This is a genomic window from Pseudomonas lurida (assembly GCF_002563895.1).
Classification (GTDB): domain Bacteria; phylum Pseudomonadota; class Gammaproteobacteria; order Pseudomonadales; family Pseudomonadaceae; genus Aquipseudomonas; species Aquipseudomonas lurida.
In genome coordinates, this window is the sequence record NZ_PDJB01000001.1 from 985,875 (window position 1) to 1,003,217 (window position 17,343).

Consider the following 17,343-nt stretch of genomic DNA (forward strand, 5'->3'; position numbering starts at 1 on the left):
AGGGTAACGCCGTTCAGGGGGATCAGGTAAGAGGGCAGTTATTGACCCGCCTTACGGACCGGGTGCGACGGACACCTCGATATTGGTTGGCGCGTTTTTATCGATCACATAGGGCGCGTCCAGTTCGTTGCTCGCGCGTATCGTAAATGTCCTGGTGATGGTGACCTCCACGCCAGGAACATGGTTGATATCCTGCTCCGGATTGGAGAGGTGCCCTCTGGATGTGATCCGTACCGTGGTCACGTCCTTGGCAGGGACATGCTCGATATGAAACTGGGTATCGTCAGCGCCGAAGTAGTAGCCGTCCTGCAGCACCGAGCCCCCGTTCAAATCGATGGTCGCGGGTGCAATGGAGCCCTGATGCGCCACTTCGGAGATACGGGCGCGCAAATCGGCATCGGGGACGGCTTGCTCAAACTGCTTCAATCGTGCTTGCCGGATGCCCTCGGCCGAGTCTGCCTCGGCATTCAGTCGCTGAGTATTTAGCAGCCTGTTTTCTGTCGTGGTGACGGTGTAGGGGTTACGGTTTATATCCAAGACAAAGTTGGGGGAGTACTCACTGGAACTGTGCTCTGTGATTTGTGCTTTTTCGCCAGCCTCCACGGCGAATCCGGTTTCGTCGAGGTTCCAGGACACCCTGGCGTTTGCCTTGATGACGCCATTGTCCTCGTAGTTGTTGCTGGCGAATTCGTAATGGCTTCCTTCGCTGAATTTCAAGAATTCATCCGCTCGTTTACCGGCGGACAATTTCTTGCCGTCGAGATCGCGGAATTGGTTGGAGAAGGTGGAGGTGGACTTCATGTCGTCACTCAGCGTAGGTGATGGCGTGCGCTCCCATGGCCATTTTACCCCGCCATCTGCGGGCGCCCGCGCCCACTCACGATTGCGGCCGGGGTTAACCCTCATCACGGCCTTGCCGGTTTTGGGGTTGATGATCGACGCAAACATATCGCCTGTTTTGTAATGCCCCTTGAGTTCAAATACCTTGCTGCTGCCTGTTTCATCGGTAAAACGAACGAACGCGCGGTACAGGCCGTCGGCATCCTGGACCCTATAAACACCCAACGCATCAGGCGTGACATTTTTGATTGATGCCTCTCCATCGGACACTGCGTGCGCGCTCATTTTAATGAGGCTGCTTGAGGATTGGCGTGGTGGCGTTGCGCTGCGCGCACCCTTGCGCAGCGGTATGTCATCTGAACCGTCGGGAGTGGATCTTGGTGTGTCATCAATGTTTGAAACGGGAGATGATGAAAGCTCTTCTTCCGATAAATCGAACGGATCATTTGCTTTCTCTGCACCGGGGAGTGCCGAAAACAAGGTATTGAGGGCGCCATCGAAAATCTTCCAGGCGCCTTCTTTGCGCTCGGCCTGTGCGTCGCCCGAATAGGATTTCTCCGTTCCCAGCGCCATTTGGGTGAGGCCGGTGCCAATCCCTGCCAGGGCGACAGGCAAACCCAGGGGGGCCAGTTTGGCCAAGAGGCCTGCGCCCGCGGAAATATCATTGAGCCAAGTGTCCCGGGTGACCTCGCTGTTGGACTTGATCACGGTATCGGCGTCACTCGTCATGCGCTCCCTGGCGTTGTCACGCAGGTGCGTGAAGACATCACCCGCGATTTTAATATCTCGACGGTCGATGGTTTTTCCCTCCCAGTTCTCCCAGTCGCCAGTGGCCAGGTGGGCGAGTGCCGAATCGACGCCATACTTGCCAAAACTCCCACCGTCCTGGCGGTTGTACAGAGAAAAGTGCGAGGCCAGGGCTTCGCGTTTTTTCGGGTCCTTGGCCTGCTCGACCACCCAATCGTCCATTTTCTTGAGCGAATCAAACCGCAAGAACGCAGGTGTAGCGCCAGGCAGATAGAGGATTTGTCGGCCGTCTCGACGGTTATTTTCGTAGTTGTACTGGCCGTCATCCGCGTCAGCAAAACGGATGATATTGCTGGGCCAACCGTTGATATCGAAGACATGCGCGCGCACTTTGCCTTCTGTTGGCGCTTCAGCCTGCAACTGCTCAAGCGTGGCAGGGGCTTTTGGGTCCGCAGGGACGTTGGAAACGGCCTTCATCACCAGTTGGTAGTCAGACCGGGTAAATTGGTGTTCGCCTGCCTGTGACGCACGTTCAGAGGCGCTTTTTGCGTCTTGCGCCTTGAGCTGCTGGCGCGCTTGATTGACGAACTCCCCCTTTGAAGCCGTGCGGTAGTCAGTACCGTGCTCGGCCCAGAACGCGTCTATTTTTTGGGTCATCTCGCCCTGGAAGTCGGCTTTCCAGACGGCGCGCATAAAGGTTGAAGGGTCGATAGCCACTTCGTTGTGGGCCCCGTAGCCCTGCTTTTTACTTTGCCCTGGGCCATCCACATAAATGCCGGCGTTATTGTCGAGCTCTCCCGGAAGCCAATCGTGTTCGGTAAAGTTACTCAGCACCGCCTCGGTCAGAGTGAGTGAGCGTTTAGGCTCCTCGCCCGGATGGTCCCACCCGGATCGTGCCGTCGACGGTGCAACACCTCCCTGAAAACGGTTCAGGTACAGCTTGTCTGCATCCAGCGGTTCAAGCTTGGCCAGTTGCTCTGTCGACAGGTTTTCCCGGAGTATTTTTTCCGCCAATTGTTTCGCTTGCGCACGCGGTTCGGGAACAGCCTTTGCCACGCCGGTTGCCAGGCGTGTGTAGGCGAGCTTGGCAGGCGCCACTGCGTAAGCTTTGGCGGCATTGCGCCTGAGTGCCTCAAGGGCGTATGCCGATTGCCGTTCATCTGGCACGGCGTCAAAGCTTTTCTGCCTATTCAACTGTTCTATACGCGGCATGCACGCAGCCACGTTGGCAGGGGTAGATTCTCCATAGAACTTGGCAACCACTTTCAGGGAAACGGCTGCGACGCCTTGGTCAAAGGATACGCTCAAGGACTGTTTCGCAGAGGGGGCGATCACCTTGCCTGCTTCCAGCAACGGCCCCGCAATTTGCCGCCAGCCCGAATCGTCGGTCAGTGAGAAGTTTTTGGTGTTACCGGCGACCGTCGCCGACATGGCGCCGGTGGATGGAACGATTTTCAGGGTGCCTGGATCGATGTTCTGATCGCGCATCCAGTTTTTTACCACTGGCGTTTCCAGCAGGGCGCCATAGAGTGCCAGCCATTGGCCTAATGTGGTTTGAGCCGGGACGGTGACCAGGCCAGCGGTGCCACCCTCCATCTTTTTTTGCCATTCGCCGGTGAAGCGCTGCACCAACTGCGCATCGCCGGGCGGGGCAAGGCTGGCGCTGTTGCGCTGATAAATGGCAGCCAGGACCTGCTGTTGTTCACCCAATGCGTTGTCTCCGCGTACTGACGGCGACCTTTGCGCATCTGTCGGTTCAATCGGAGGGAACGCGCGAGTGCGCTCGATTTCTTTGACCGTCGCATCTTCCAGGGCTGGCACCCCATAGAATGACGCCACGTTTTTCAGTTCAGCGGTGTCGCGAAAAACCTCAGGATAGTGAATGGAGTCACCACTGCCGCTCCCTATCACTTTGCTTGCCGACACAATAGGGCCGGCTACGGTGGACCATCCGGAGTTGTCGTTGAGGGTGAACGTGCTGCGCTGATGGTTGATCGTGACCATGATGGCGCCGGAGTCTGGAAAAATCACAATGCTTTCAGGCCTGATCCCCTTGGCCTTTATCCAGTTTTGAAACTCAGGGTTCCTCAGTGCGATCACCAATTGGGTTCGCCACTGACCCAGCGTAGAAGAGGGGGGAACCTGAACAGGTGCCTGCCCATCATCCTTCGTCTTTTGCAGTGCGCCGACCAGGTTTTGTGCCAATTGGCGGTCGCCCTCGGCGCGGCTGCTGGGCGGTACATTAATCACACTTGGGGCGGTGGAGTCTTGCTGAATGGCGAGCGCTGGGCTGTGAGGCGCAAGGACGGACGAACGGGGTGCTGTGATGGTCATTAATTCAGTTCTCGCTGTGGTTTGGATACCTGCCCGCCGTGCTCTCCTTGCTAGTCTGGGAGGGTGTAGGTGAGTGTCCAGAACCGGATGACCAATTCCACAACGACAGTGCTGATTGATGGCGGAATGTTACGAAAAGGCTGACGCGACGCGTGTCGTATTGGGATTGCTTTACGCAAAAAAACGGCACGGTTTTTTAGGCCGTGCCGTTTCAGGATGGGGGCAGGCCTTACTGGATGACTTCAATCACGCCATCTGCCGACATGGATACTTGGCTGGTGCCCGCTTCCACTTCAGGCGTTGGCGCCGAATCCGCCATGGCTGCCTTCATCATCATGCCGCCACGGGCATACGGCATTGGGTAGCCGTTGGTGTTGAAGTTCAGGTTGACGATCTTGTAGCCCTTGCCGCCCAGCGCATCGGTGGCCAGTTGCGCGCGTGCTTTGAACGCGGCGACCGCGTCCTTGAGCAACGCGTCTTCGCTGGACTTGCGCGTGGCGTCGGCGATGGCGAAGTCCATGTTCTCCATTTTCAGCGTGTTCAACAGCTCGCCGGTGAGTTTGGACAGCGCCGGGAAGTCTGCGCTTTCCAGGCGCAGTTCAGCGCGCTCGCGCCAGCCGGTGATCTTCTGGTTCTTGTTGTCGTAGATCGGGTAGCTGTTGCGGCTGCCCTGGCGCAGGGTCACGCCTTTGACTTCGCGGGCCTGGCCCAGGGCCGTGTTCAGGGTGGTCGTGATTTCGGCAGCCAGTTTGGCCGGGTCGCTGTTCTGGGATTCGGTGTAGAGGGTAACGATCATCTTGTCCCGGGCCACCTCCTGGCTGACCTCGGCGCGCAAGGAAATCTGGTTGTAGTTCAGTGCGTCGGCGGCCGTAGCCGGCAGGCTGGCCAGGGCGCTCGCGCTGAGGGTGATGAGGGCGGCACTGCGAATGAAACGAGACATGGAAGCTCCTTGGGGTGTTCGTGTTCGGTATGACTGTAGACGCTGGCACTGGGTTCTTCGGGTTTACACATTACCTACAAGTGAGGGGGATGCCGACGAACGGTCATTTGCCCGGCCTGCGGCAAAGAGCCACACGCGCCGTGCCAGCGCGCCTGCTTCGTTTATACTCCTGCCGATCCGCCTGCAGCGCTCACCGGGAGAGCTCATGCTCGCCGCCGTAAAACTGACTTCCGCCACCCGCCAGAACCTCTGGCGGCTGACGTTCATCCGTACCCTGGTCCTGGCCGCACAGGCCGGCTCCGTCGGGCTCGCCTATTGGTTCGACCTGTTGCCGCTGCCGTGGCTGCAACTGGCCGTGACCCTGGGTTTCTCCACGGTGCTCTGTGTGTTCACCGCCATCCGGTTGCGCACAACCTGGCCGGTGACCGAGCTGGAATACGCCCTGCAATTGGCCTGCGACCTGTTTATCCACAGTGTGTTGCTGTATTTCTCCGGTGGCTCCACCAACCCGTTCGTTTCGTACTACCTGGTGCCACTGACCATCGCCGCCGTGACCCTGCCGTGGCGCTATTCGGTGGTGCTGTCGGGCATCGCCCTGACCCTGTATACCCTGCTGCTGGCGCGCTTCTACCCGCTGCAGACCTTTCCCATCGCCCGGGAAAACCTGCAGATCTACGGGATGTGGCTGAGTTTTGCCCTGTCCGCCGCGGTCATCACCTTTTTCGCCGCACGCATGGCCGAAGAACTGCGGCGCCAGGAAGAACTGCGCGCCATTCGCCGTGAAGAAGGTTTGCGCGATCAGCAACTGCTGGCCGTTGCCACCCAGGCAGCGGGGGCGGCCCATGAGTTGGGTACGCCGTTGGCCACCATGAGCGTGTTGCTCAAGGAAATGACCCAGGACCATCACGACCCGGCGCTGCAGGATGACCTGAGTGTGCTGCAGGAGCAGGTCAAGCAGTGCAAGCAGACCTTGCAACAACTGGTGCGCGCCGCCGAAGCCAATCGCCGACTGGCGGTGGAGATGCAGGACGTGACCCAGTGGCTCGACGAAGCCTTGAACCGCTGGCACCTGATGCGTCCTGAAGCGAGTTACCGTTTTCATCTGTTAGGGCAGGGCACCGTGCCACGCATGGCACCGCCTCCGGATTTGACCCAGGCGCTGCTCAACCTGTTGAACAATGCCGCCGACGCCTGCCCCGAAGGCCTGGGCGTGCAGCTGGACTGGGACGCGGAAAACGTCACCATCAGTATTCGTGACCACGGCGCGGGCGTGCCGCTGGCCATTGCCGAGCAGATCGGCAAACCTTTCTTTACCACCAAGGGCAAGGGCTTCGGCCTGGGCCTATTCTTGAGCAAGGCCAGCGTGACCCGCGCGGGCGGCTCAGTGAAGCTCTATAGTCATGAGGAAGGCGGCACGCTTACCGAGCTGCGCCTGCCCCGTGTCGCACGAGGAGATATCGATGAGTGACGAGATCCAAGTCGAAGGCGAAGAACTGCCGCACTTGCTGCTGGTAGATGACGACGCCACCTTTACCCGCGTGATGGCGCGCGCCATGAGCCGTCGCGGTTTCCGGGTCAGCACCGCCGGGTCTGCCGAGGAAGGCCTGACCATCGCCCAGGCCGACCTGCCGGACTACGCCGCGCTCGACCTGAAAATGGATGGCGACTCCGGCCTGGTGCTGTTGCCCAAGCTGCTGGAACTCGACCCGGAAATGCGCGTGGTGATCCTCACCGGTTATTCCAGCATTGCCACCGCCGTCGAGGCGATCAAGCGCGGTGCCTGCAACTACCTGTGCAAGCCCGCGGATGCTGATGATGTGCTGGCAGCGTTGCTGTCCGAGCACGCTGACCTGGACACCCTGGTGCCGGAAAACCCGATGTCGGTGGACCGCCTGCAGTGGGAGCACATCCAGCGCGTGCTCACCGAGCATGAAGGCAACATCTCCGCCACGGCCCGCGCCCTGGGCATGCACCGCCGCACCTTGCAGCGCAAGCTGCAGAAGCGCCCGGTACGTCGCTGAACGCCGGCTGAACAATCTGCTTCAGGCCGCACGGAGCTGCGAACCGATCAACTATGATCGGTTCGAATGCCTGTCACCTTTTCCCTACCGAGCCTGAACGATGAATCAGAACGCTGAGTACTCCGCGGTCAACGACGCGGTGCGTGGGCAATTCTTTCGCCGCACCTGGGCGATGATCACGCCCTATTGGCGCAGTGAAGAGAAGGGCAAGGCCTGGTTGTTGCTGGCGGTGGTGATCGGCCTGTCGCTGTTCAGCGTGGCGATTTCCGTGTGGCTCAACCACTGGTACAAGGACTTCTACAACGCCCTGGAGAACAAGGACACCGCCGCCTTCTGGCAACAGATCGGCTATTTCTGCGGCATCGCCACGGTGGCCATTCTCGGCGCGGTATACCGCCTCTACTTGACCCAGATGCTGACGATCCGCTGGCGGGCGTGGCTCACTGAAAAGCATTTTGCGCGCTGGCTTGGCCACAAGAACTACTACCAGCTGGAGCAGGGCGGCTACACCGATAACCCGGACCAGCGGATTTCCGAAGACCTCAACAGCTTTACCTCGAACACCTTGAGCCTCGGCCTGGGCCTGCTGCGCAACGTGGTCAGCCTGGTGTCGTTCTCGATCATCCTGTGGGGCGTGTCGGGCAGCATCGAGGTCTTCGGTATCACGGTCCCTGGCTACATGTTCTGGTGTGCATTGGTGTACGCCGTCGTCGGCAGTTGGTTGACCCACCTGATCGGTCGCCGTTTGATCGGTTTGAGCAACCAGCAACAACGTTTCGAAGCGGACCTGCGTTTTTCCATGGTGCGGGTGCGGGAGAATGCCGAGAGCATCGCCCTGTACAACGGCGAGCCCAACGAGAATCAACGCTTGAGCGCGCGCTTCGGGAAGGTCTGGCATAACTACTGGGACATCATGAAGGTGTCCAAGCGCCTGACGTTCTTCACCGCCGGCTACGAACAGATCGCTATGGTGTTTGCGTTTATCGTGGCCGCTCCGCGCTACTTCGCGGGCAAGATCGAGCTGGGCGAACTGATGCAAATCAACTCGGCGTTCGGCAACGTGCAAGGCAACTTCAGCTGGTTTATCAGCGCGTACGCCGACCTGGCGACCTGGCGTGCGACCAGCGACCGTCTATTGAGCTTCCAGCAGGCCATGCGTGACAACGAGCAGCGTCCCGCGGCCATCGATGTGAGCGCCGAGGGCGAACGCCTTGTGGTGCAAGGGCTGGGCATGGACCTGGGCGATGGTCGCCACCTGCTGGCCGACGCCGACATGGTCGTTGAGCCGGGTCAGCGCGTGATGCTCAGCGGCCGTTCCGGCAGCGGCAAAAGTACCTTGTTGCGCGCGATGGGTCATCTCTGGCCTGCCGGTCACGGCAGCATTCGCCTGCCGGCCAAGCGTTATCTGTTCCTGCCGCAGAAGCCCTACTTGCCGATTGGCACGTTGAAGGCGGTGTTGAGTTATCCACAGGACGACAGCGTGTATTCGGCAGAGCGTTATGCACAGGTCCTTGATACTTGCCGCCTGCCGCACCTGGTTGGACGGCTGGATGAGGCCAATCACTGGCAGCGCATGCTCTCACCCGGTGAACAGCAACGCTTGGCGTTCGCCCGTGCGTTGCTGTTCGCACCGCAATGGCTGTACATGGACGAAGCGACCTCGGCCATGGATGAAGAGGATGAGGCGACGTTGTATCAGGCGTTGATCGATGAGTTGCCGGGGCTGAGTATCGTCAGTGTCGGCCACCGCAGCAGCCTCAAGCGTTTCCATGGGCGGCATGTGCGTATCGAGGGGGGGCGGTTGCAAGAACAACAACCTGCTTGAAGCGATACTCGGTCACTGTGGGCGCTGGCTTGCCTGCTCCAACAGGTGATCAGCGTTGCGTGATGGATTGAGCGCCCAACAAAAAGCCCGGCTGATCATCGATCAGCCGGGCTTTTTGATTGCTTGAAGAGGACTTACTTCTTCAAACCGTAATGCTCATCCAGCATGCCTGGGGCGTTCGGCGTTTTTGGCGCGTAGTCCCGTGGTGGTTCCTGGTTTTCCCGGGGCGGGGTCAGGCGTTCCCGTGGGGTTTGCGGTGCATCGGAATGCAGCGCGGCCAGCAGGCGCTGACGGGTGATGTCGTCGAGGGCCAGGCGATTGGCGCCATCGGCGAGGTGATCCTGTACTTCCTGGTAGCTCTGGGTGAGCTTCTTGACCAGGGTCGCGGTGCTGTTGAAGTGGGTAACAACCTCGTTCTGATAACTGTCAAAACGTTCCTGAATGTCATCCAGCTGACGCTGCGTGCGGTTAGGCGCGGCATTCGGCAGCAAGCGAGCAACCAGGAAACCAATGGCGACACCGGCAACCAGGGCAAGAGTCGGCAACAACCAAACTAAGAGCGAGTGTTCCACGAGTCCTTCCTCTATAAACGGCTTTGCTTTACGTTAACGGCTCGGACCTGCGCTGTATACCGCGATTAAGCTCGCAATGATGCCATGCACAGACTTTTAGCTAGACGAGTCGACCCTTTGAGAGGTCACGGAGTTCATTCCTTGCTCATGCGTGAAACCCCCGTTTTGATCGATGGCCCGGTAGGCCAATTGGAAGCCCTGTACCTGGATCACCCCGAGCCACGTGGCCTGGCGCTGATCTGCCACCCCAACCCGGTGCAGGGTGGGACCATGCTCAATAAAGTTGTGTCGACCCTGCAACGCACCGCCCGTGATGCCGGTTTGATTACTTTACGTTTCAATTACCGCGGCGTCGGTGCCAGCGCCGGCACCCATGACATGGCCACCGGTGAAGTGGACGATGCCGAAGCGGCCGCCACCTGGCTGCGGGAAAAACACCCCGGGCTGCCGATCACCTTGCTCGGCTTTTCCTTCGGCGGCTACGTGGCCGCCAGCCTCGGCGGCCGCCTGGAAGCCAAGGGGGAAAAACTCTCGCATCTGTTCATGGTCGCCGCTGCGGTGATGCGCCTGCGCGATACCGACACGTTGCCACACGGCTGCCCGCTGACCCTGATCCAGCCGGAAACCGACGAAGTGGTCGACCCGCAAGTGGTCTATGACTGGTCCGCCGCCCTGAAACGCCCCCATGAGCTGCTGAAAGTGGCAGAATGCGGACACTTTTTTCACGGCAAGCTGACCGATCTCAAGGATCTGGTACTGCCGCGCCTCTCGAATTGATAGCAGTCTGATAAGCGATTACCCATGACGACTCGTACCCGTATCCTCACCGGCATCACCACCACCGGCACGCCGCACCTGGGCAACTACGCCGGTGCGATCCGCCCGGCGATCATCGCCAGCCAGGACGCCAATGCCGATTCCTTCTACTTCCTGGCCGACTACCACGCCCTGATCAAATGCGATGACCCGCAGCGCATCCAGCGCTCGCGCATGGAAATCGCCGCGACCTGGCTGGCCGGTGGCCTGGATGTGAACCGGGTGACGTTCTATCGCCAGTCGGACATCCCGGAAATCCCCGAGCTGACCTGGCTGCTGACCTGCGTTGCCGCCAAGGGCCTGCTCAACCGCGCCCATGCCTACAAGGCGTCGGTGGACAAGAACGTGGAAGCCGGCGAAGACCCGGATGCGGGCATCAGCATGGGCCTGTACAGCTACCCGGTGCTGATGGCGGCGGACATCCTGATGTTCAACGCGCACAAGGTGCCGGTGGGCCGCGACCAGATCCAGCACGTGGAAATGGCCCGCGACATTGGCCAGCGCTTCAACCATCTGTTTGGCAACGGTAAAGAATTCTTCACCATGCCCGAGGCGTTGATCGAAGAAAGCGTCGCCACCTTGCCGGGCCTGGATGGCCGCAAGATGTCGAAGAGCTACGACAACACCATCCCGCTGTTCACCAGCGCCAAGGACATGAAGGACGCGATCTCGCGGATCGTCACCGACTCCCGCGCGCCCGGCGAGGCCAAGGACCCGGACAATTCGCACCTGTTCACCCTGTACCAGGCGTTTGCCACCAAGGACCAGGAAGCAGAATTCCGTGCCGAGCTGCTGCAAGGGCTGGGCTGGGGCGAGGCGAAGAACCGTCTGTTCCAACTGCTGGATGGCCAACTGGGCGAAGCCCGTGAGCGCTACCACCAATTGATGTCGCGCCCTTCCGACATGGAAGACCTGCTGCTGATCGGTGCCAAGAAGGCCCGTGCCGTGGCGGCGCCGTTCCTGGCTGAGCTGCGTGAGGCGGTGGGCCTGCGTTCGTTCGTCAACCAGGCTGCAGCGCCGGTGGCGACCAAGAAGAAAGCCGCGAAAGCCGCGCGCTTCGTCAGTTTCCGCGAAGACGACGGCAGCTTCCGCTTCCGCCTGCTGGCGGCCGATGGCGAGCAACTGCTGTTGTCGCGCAACTTTGCCGATGGCAAGGCGGCGGGCGCGGTGACCAAGCAACTGCAAAACGGCGACGCGCTGGACCTGCGCACCGAGGCCCTGGGCTTCAGCGTTTGGCTGGACGGCGCCGCTGTCGCTGACAGTGCCGAGTTCGCCGACGAAGCGTCCCGTGATGCTGCCATCGCCGCTCTGCGCGTCGCGTTGACCCCCATCGAGGATTAACCCGACCAAGGGTTGATTGCCATTATCCAGGGCCGTCGTTACAGTGACGGCCCGTTTTTGTTGCCTTGCTAACGAAATTATGACGCCCCTAGAACGATATCAAGCTGATCTGAAACGCCCTGAATTCTTCCATGACGCGGCCCAGGAAAATGCGGTGCGTCATTTGCAGCGCCTGTACGACGACCTGATCGCGGCCTCGCAGAACAAGCCAGGGATGTTCAGCAAGCTGTTTGGCAAAAAGGACCACACGCCGGTCAAAGGCCTGTACTTCTGGGGCGGCGTAGGCCGTGGCAAGACCTACCTGGTCGACACGTTCTTCGAGGCGCTGCCGTTCAAGGAGAAGGTACGGACGCACTTCCACCGCTTCATGAAGCGCGTGCACGAAGAGATGAAGACCCTGCCGGGCGAGAAAAACCCGCTGACCATCATTGCCAAGCGCTTCTCCGAAGAAGCGCGGGTGATCTGCTTCGATGAGTTCTTCGTCTCCGACATCACCGATGCCATGATCCTCGGCACCCTGATGGAAGAGCTGTTCAAGAACGGCGTGACCCTGGTTGCCACCTCGAACATCGTGCCCGACGGCTTGTACAAGGACGGCCTGCAACGCGCGCGCTTCCTGCCGGCCATCGCGCTGATCAAGCAGAACACCGAGATCGTCAACGTCGACAGCGGCGTCGACTACCGCCTGCGTCACCTGGAGCAAGCGGAGCTGTTCCACTTCCCGCTGAACGAAGCGGCCCACGAGAGCCTGAAAAAGAGCTTCCGCGCGCTCACGCCGGAATGCACCCAGGCAGTGGAAAACGACAAGCTGATGATCGAGAACCGCGAAATCATCGCGCTGCGTACCTGCGATGACGTGGCCTGGTTCGAGTTCCGCCAGCTGTGCGATGGCCCGCGTAGCCAGAACGACTACATCGAACTGGGCAAGATCTTCCACGCGGTGATCCTGAGCGGCGTGGAGCAGATGAGCGTCACCACCGACGACATCGCGCGACGTTTCATCAACATGGTCGACGAGTTCTACGACCGTAACGTCAAGCTGATCATCTCGGCGGAAGTCGAGCTCAAGGACCTGTATACCGGCGGTCGCCTGAACTTCGAATTCCAGCGCACCCTGAGCCGCTTGCTGGAAATGCAGTCCCACGAGTTCCTGTCGCGCGGGCACAAGCCTTGAAGTGATGTACTTGAAATGAAAAGGCCCGCAGTGATGCGGGCCTTTTTTTATCGATGGATTCCACAGCACTGAAGATCAATGTGGGAGCCGGGCTTGCCCGCGATGGCGGTGGGTCAACAGCCGATGTATTCGCTGATACACCGCTATCGCAGGCAAGCCAGCGCCAACAGTGGGCCGTGTTCAACCGGGGTCATGCGGCCTGCTGGAACTGCTGGCGATACTGGTTCGGCGACAACTCGGTGTGCTGCCTGAACAGTCGCGCAAAGAAACTCGCATCGTCGTAACCCACCTCGTAACTGATGGTCTTGATGCTCTTGCGGCTGCCCGAGAGCAGGCCCTTGGCGGTCTCGATACGCAGCCGCTGCAGGTAATGCAGCGGCTTGTCACCGGTGGCGGTCTGGAAGCGGCGCATGAAGTTGCGGATGCTCATGCCGTGTTCCCGGGCGACGTCTTCGAAGCGGAATTTGTCGGCGAAGTGTTCTTCGAGCCAGTGCTGGATCTGCAGGATGATCACGTCCTGATGCAGTTTTTGCCCGCCAAACCCAATGCGGCCCGGCGAATAGCTGCGCTGCACTTCGTAGAGGATGTCGCGGGCCACGGCCTGGGCGATATTGGCGCCGCAGAAGCGCTCGATCAGGTAGATGTACAGGTCGCACGCCGAGGTGGTGCCGCCCGCGCAATACAGGTTGTCGGCGTCGGTGAGGTGCTTGTCCTGGTTGAGCTGAACCTTGGGGAAGCGTTCGCTGAACGCGTTGAAGAAGCGCCAGTAGGTGGTCGCCTCCTTGCCATCGAGCAGGCCGGCTTCGGCCAGCCAGAACACCCCGGTGGCTTCACCGCACAGCACCGCACCGCGTGCGTGTTGTTCGCGCAACCATGGCAGCACCTGCGGGTAGCGTGTGCACAGGGCGTCGAAGTCATCCCAGAAGGCCGGCAGCACGATGATGTCGGCGTCTTCCAGGCCGCCGTCCACTGGCATGATCACATCACTGAAGCTGCGTACCGATTGCCCGTCGGGGCTGACCAGGCGCGTTTCAAACGCGGGGGTCAGGCCCAGGCCTTGCTGTTTGCCGTAACGCAGGCTGGCGAGGTGGAAGAAATCCTTGGCTTGCATGAGGGTTGAAGCGAATACCCGATCAATGGCCAAAATGCTGACGCGCCGCAACGGCGTGGAGATTTGGTTAGACATAATTTCATTTATTCTTATAGGGGAAAGTGGTCACCAGACGGCTGGATCGTCTTATTTTTTGTCGCATGTGTCCAGTGTCCCGTGATGCCTTCGCGGCATAGTCTCTGTGGGTCCGTCTTTGTCCGACAATCCACGCAGGTGACCCATGATTCCCAGAACCTTGTTCAGCCCGGAACACGAACTCTTCCGTGAGAGCGTGCGCACCTTCCTCGAAAAACATGCGGCGCCGTTCCATGGGCAATGGGAGAAACAGGGCTACATCGACCGCAGTGTGTGGAGCAAGGCAGGGGAGGCGGGCATGCTGTGCTCCCACCTGCCGGAGGAATATGGCGGGCTGGGCGCGGACTTTCTATACAGCGCGGTAGTGATCGAAGAGATCGGCCGGATGGGCCTGACCGGCATCGGGTTTTCCCTGCACTCGGACATTGTTGCGCCGTACATCCTGCATTACGGCAGTGAGGCGCTGAAGCACAAATACCTGCCCAAATTGATCTCCGGCGAAATGGTCACGGCCATTGCCATGACCGAGCCGGGTGCCGGTTCCGACCTGCAAGGCGTCAAGACCACCGCCGTGCTGGACGGCGATGACTACGTGATCAACGGCTCCAAGACCTTTATCACCAATGGCTACCTTGCCGAACTGGTGATCGTCGTCGCCAAGACCGATCCCAAGGCCGGCGCCAAAGGCACCAGCCTGTTCCTGGTGGAAGCCGATACGCCGGGCTTCGACAAGGGCAAGCGCCTGGAGAAGGTGGGCATGAAGGCCCAGGACACCTCTGAGCTGTTCTTCCAGGATGTGCGGGTGCCCAAGGAAAACCTGCTGGGCCAGGCAGGCATGGGCTTCGCCTACTTGATGCAGGAGTTGCCTCAGGAGCGCCTGACGGTGGCGATCGGCGCGCTGTCGTCAGCCGAGGCGGCGTTGCAATGGACCCTGGAATACACCCGCGAGCGCAAGGCGTTCGGCAAGGCGATTGCCGACTTCCAGAACACGCGCTTCAAACTGGCTGAGATGGCCACCGAGATTCAGATCGGCCGTGTGTTCGTCGACAAGTGCCTGGCGTTGCACCTGGAGGGCAAGCTGGATGTGCCCACGGCGGCGATGGCCAAGTACTGGGCCACGGACCTGCAATGCAAGGTGCTCGATGAGTGCGTGCAGTTGCACGGTGGCTACGGCTTCATGTGGGAGTACCCGATCGCACGGGCGTGGGCGGATGCGCGGGTGCAGCGGATCTATGCGGGGACCAACGAGATCATGAAGGAGATCATTGCGCGGGCGCTTTGACCTTTGGTGTTGCTGAAGGCCTCTTCGCGGGTAAGCCCGCTCCCACATTTGAATGTATTCACAAGTCAAAGTGTGGAAGCGGGCTTGCCCGCGAAGGCGGCTTAAGGATCAATCAAGGCGCTGGGTTCGGATGATCCTTCTGAATTGCCTCAATCCCTTCCAATACGTCCTTCGACAGTGTCAGGTCGGCGCTGGCAATGTTGCTGTCCAGTTGCTCCAGGCTGGTGGCGCCAATGATGTTGCTGGTCACGAACGGTTGTTGCGTCACAAACGCCAGCGCCATCTGCGCCGGGTCCAGGCCATGCTCCCGTGCCAATGCGACGTAACGGCTGCACGCCGCTTCCGACTGCGGGTTGAAATAGCGGCTGAAGCGGCTGTATTCCGTCAGGCGGGCCTTGGCCGGGCGCGCACCGTTTTCATACTTGCCGCTGAGCATGCCGAACGCCAGGGGCGAATAGGCCAGCAGGCCGCACTGTTCGCGAATCGCGACTTCCGCCAGGCCCACTTCAAAGCTGCGGTTGAGCAGGTTGTAGGGGTTCTGGATCGACACCGCACGGGTCCAGCCACGGGCTTCGGCCAGGGCCAGGAATTTCATGGTGCCCCACGGAGTTTCGTTGGACAGGCCGATGTGGCGGATCTTGCCGGCCTTGACCTGCTCGTCCAGCGCTTCGAGGGTTTCTTCCAGTGGCGTGAGGTCGTCTTCGTCCTTGTGCTTGTAGCTCAGTTGGCCGAAGAAGTTGGTGCTGCGTTCCGGCCAGTGCAATTGGTAGAGGTCGATCCAGTCGGTCTGCAGGCGCTTGAGGCTGGCGTCCAGGGCGTCGACGATGTGTTTGCGGTTGTGGCGCAGGTGGCCATCGCGGATGTAATCGATGGTGTTGCCGGGGCCGGCGATCTTGCTGGCGAGGATCCAGTCGGCGCGGTCGCCACGGCTCTTGAAGTAATTACCGATGTAGCGCTCGGTGGTGGCATAGGTGTCGGCCTTGGGCGGCACCGGGTACATTTCGGCCGTGTCGAGGAAGTTGATCCCCGCGGCCTTGGCCCGCTCGATCTGTGCGAAGGCCTCTGCCTCGCTGTTCTGCTCGCCCCAGGTCATGGTGCCCAGGGCTATCGCGCTCACGTTCAGATCCGTACGGCCCAGCTGTCGATAATCCATCGGGTACTCCTTCGGGGAAAACAATCATAAAAGCAGGTTGAATTTTTTTTCGCAATCTGCATAATTGCCCACCTCTTTCTGCAGTGGAAGTGATGCGCCGCCTGCCGAAGAATCTTGCCGTTGAACGGACGCGCCGACCCGAGCCCCCGATAGCGTCTGTATCCGGCTGCCTTTGACTTGTCAAAGTACGCACTATTCAGTAAGATCCGCCGTCTAATTTACAGGGCGGCCCCTGAGGCTATTAAAGAATGACAACTTTTACTGCAAAACCGGAAACAGTTCAGCGCGACTGGTTTGTCGTCGACGCCGCTGGTCAGACCCTGGGTCGTCTGGCCACTGAAGTCGCCAGCCGTCTGCGTGGCAAGCACAAGCCTGAGTACACCCCTCACGTTGACACCGGTGACTACATCGTGATCATCAACGCTGAGCAGGTTCGTGTAACCGGCAACAAAGCAAGCGACAAAATGTACTACCGTCACTCCGGTTTCCCAGGCGGTATCAAGTCTTCCAACTTCGAAGGCCTGATTGCCAAGAAGCCTGAAGCCCCGATCGAAATCGCGGTCAAAGGCATGCTGCCTAAGGGCCCACTGGGTCGCGATATGTTTCGCAAGCTGAAAGTCTATGCGGGCGCTGTACACCCTCATGCTGCTCAGCAGCCCCAAGAACTGAAGTTTTAACGGAATAGTTCATTATGTCGGCGACTCAAAATTACGGCACTGGCCGTCGCAAAACCGCAACCGCACGCGTTTTCCTGCGTCCGGGCACTGGCAACATCTCGATCAACAACCGCTCCCTGGACAACTTCTTCGGCCGCGAAACTGCCCGCATGGTAGTTCGTCAGCCGCTGGAACTGACCGAGACTGTTGAAAAGTTCGACATCTACGTCACCGTTATCGGTGGCGGTGTAAGTGGTCAAGCTGGCGCAATCCGCCACGGTATCACTCGCGCTCTGATGCAGTACGACGAAACCCTGCGTGGCGCTCTGCGCAAAGCTGGCTTCGTGACTCGCGATGCCCGTGAAGTTGAACGTAAGAAAGTCGGTCTGCGTAAAGCGCGTAAGCGTCCGCAGTACTCGAAGCGTTAATTCGCTTTACGTTCCACAAAAACGCCCA

14 protein-coding genes are annotated in these 17,343 nt (G+C 59.8%); 9 read left to right on the forward strand and 5 right to left on the reverse strand.

The window, feature by feature from the left end:
• Positions 1-51 precede the first annotated feature (51 nt).
• The gene (locus ATH90_RS04405; protein ID WP_141537459.1) at positions 52-3,921 is read right to left on the reverse strand and encodes a dermonecrotic toxin domain-containing protein; all 3,870 of its coding nucleotides are present in this window, start codon (positions 3,919-3,921) and stop codon (positions 52-54) included.
• 229 nt (positions 3,922-4,150) lie between these two features.
• A complete protein-coding gene (locus ATH90_RS04410) occupies positions 4,151-4,861 on the reverse strand; it encodes an SIMPL domain-containing protein (RefSeq protein ID WP_034102144.1) in 711 nt (236 codons plus the stop codon).
• Positions 4,862-5,066: 205 nt separating this feature from the next.
• On the opposite strand from ATH90_RS04410, the gene ATH90_RS04415 reads away from it, so the two are divergent.
• The 3 genes from ATH90_RS04415 (at position 5,067) to ATH90_RS04425 (ending at position 8,707) form a co-directional block, all read left to right on the forward strand.
• Positions 5,067-6,329 carry an ATP-binding protein gene (locus tag ATH90_RS04415; protein WP_034102146.1) on the forward strand — a complete coding sequence of 421 codons (1,263 nt, stop codon included), beginning with the start codon at positions 5,067-5,069 and terminating at the stop codon, positions 6,327-6,329.
• Entirely contained in the window at positions 6,322-6,882 is a 561-nt protein-coding gene (locus tag ATH90_RS04420; RefSeq protein WP_003171731.1) for a response regulator transcription factor, read from the forward strand. Before ATH90_RS04415 ends, ATH90_RS04420 begins: the two co-directional genes overlap by 8 nt.
• Positions 6,883-6,982: 100 nt before the next feature.
• On the forward strand, positions 6,983-8,707 hold the full coding sequence (locus tag ATH90_RS04425; protein WP_034102148.1) for an ABC transporter ATP-binding protein/permease: 1,725 nt from the start codon (positions 6,983-6,985) through the stop codon (positions 8,705-8,707).
• Between the two features lie 134 nt (positions 8,708-8,841).
• Here ATH90_RS04425 and ATH90_RS04430 read toward each other — a convergent pair whose 3' ends face one another.
• Entirely contained in the window at positions 8,842-9,279 is a 438-nt protein-coding gene (locus ATH90_RS04430) for a Z-ring associated ZapG family protein (RefSeq protein WP_003171734.1), read from the reverse strand.
• Positions 9,280-9,426: 147 nt separating this feature from the next.
• On the opposite strand from ATH90_RS04430, the gene ATH90_RS04435 reads away from it, so the two are divergent.
• From ATH90_RS04435 to zapE, 3 genes are all read left to right on the forward strand, one after another.
• A complete protein-coding gene (locus tag ATH90_RS04435; protein WP_098465780.1) occupies positions 9,427-10,056 on the forward strand; it encodes an alpha/beta hydrolase in 630 nt (209 codons plus the stop codon).
• Positions 10,057-10,080: 24 nt separating this feature from the next.
• On the forward strand, positions 10,081-11,436 hold the full coding sequence (locus tag ATH90_RS04440) for a tryptophan--tRNA ligase (RefSeq protein WP_098465781.1): 1,356 nt from the start codon (positions 10,081-10,083) through the stop codon (positions 11,434-11,436).
• Positions 11,437-11,515: 79 nt separating this feature from the next.
• Complete coding sequence (gene zapE / locus ATH90_RS04445; protein WP_034102154.1) at positions 11,516-12,610, forward strand: cell division protein ZapE; 1,095 nt, start codon at positions 11,516-11,518, stop codon at positions 12,608-12,610.
• Positions 12,611-12,800: 190 nt separating this feature from the next.
• Here the strand turns inward: zapE and ATH90_RS04450 are convergent, their stop codons facing one another.
• A complete protein-coding gene (locus ATH90_RS04450) occupies positions 12,801-13,721 on the reverse strand; it encodes a GlxA family transcriptional regulator (RefSeq protein WP_174555873.1) in 921 nt (306 codons plus the stop codon).
• Between the two features lie 220 nt (positions 13,722-13,941).
• Here ATH90_RS04450 and ATH90_RS04455 point away from each other — a divergent pair, with 220 nt between their 5' ends.
• A complete protein-coding gene (locus tag ATH90_RS04455) occupies positions 13,942-15,078 on the forward strand; it encodes an acyl-CoA dehydrogenase family protein (protein ID WP_034102157.1) in 1,137 nt (378 codons plus the stop codon).
• A gap of 112 nt (positions 15,079-15,190) precedes the next feature.
• On the opposite strand, the gene ATH90_RS04460 is transcribed toward ATH90_RS04455, so the two are convergent.
• Positions 15,191-16,231, reverse strand: a complete 1,041-nt coding sequence (locus ATH90_RS04460) for an NADP(H)-dependent aldo-keto reductase (RefSeq protein WP_098465782.1) — start codon at positions 16,229-16,231, stop codon at positions 15,191-15,193.
• Between the two features lie 248 nt (positions 16,232-16,479).
• Between ATH90_RS04460 and rplM the strand changes: the two genes are divergently transcribed.
• On the forward strand, positions 16,480-16,908 hold the full coding sequence (gene rplM / locus ATH90_RS04465; RefSeq protein ID WP_003188508.1) for a 50S ribosomal protein L13: 429 nt from the start codon (positions 16,480-16,482) through the stop codon (positions 16,906-16,908).
• A gap of 14 nt (positions 16,909-16,922) precedes the next feature.
• Complete coding sequence (rpsI, locus tag ATH90_RS04470; protein WP_002555064.1) at positions 16,923-17,315, forward strand: 30S ribosomal protein S9; 393 nt, start codon at positions 16,923-16,925, stop codon at positions 17,313-17,315.
• The last annotated feature ends 28 nt before the right edge of the window (positions 17,316-17,343 follow it).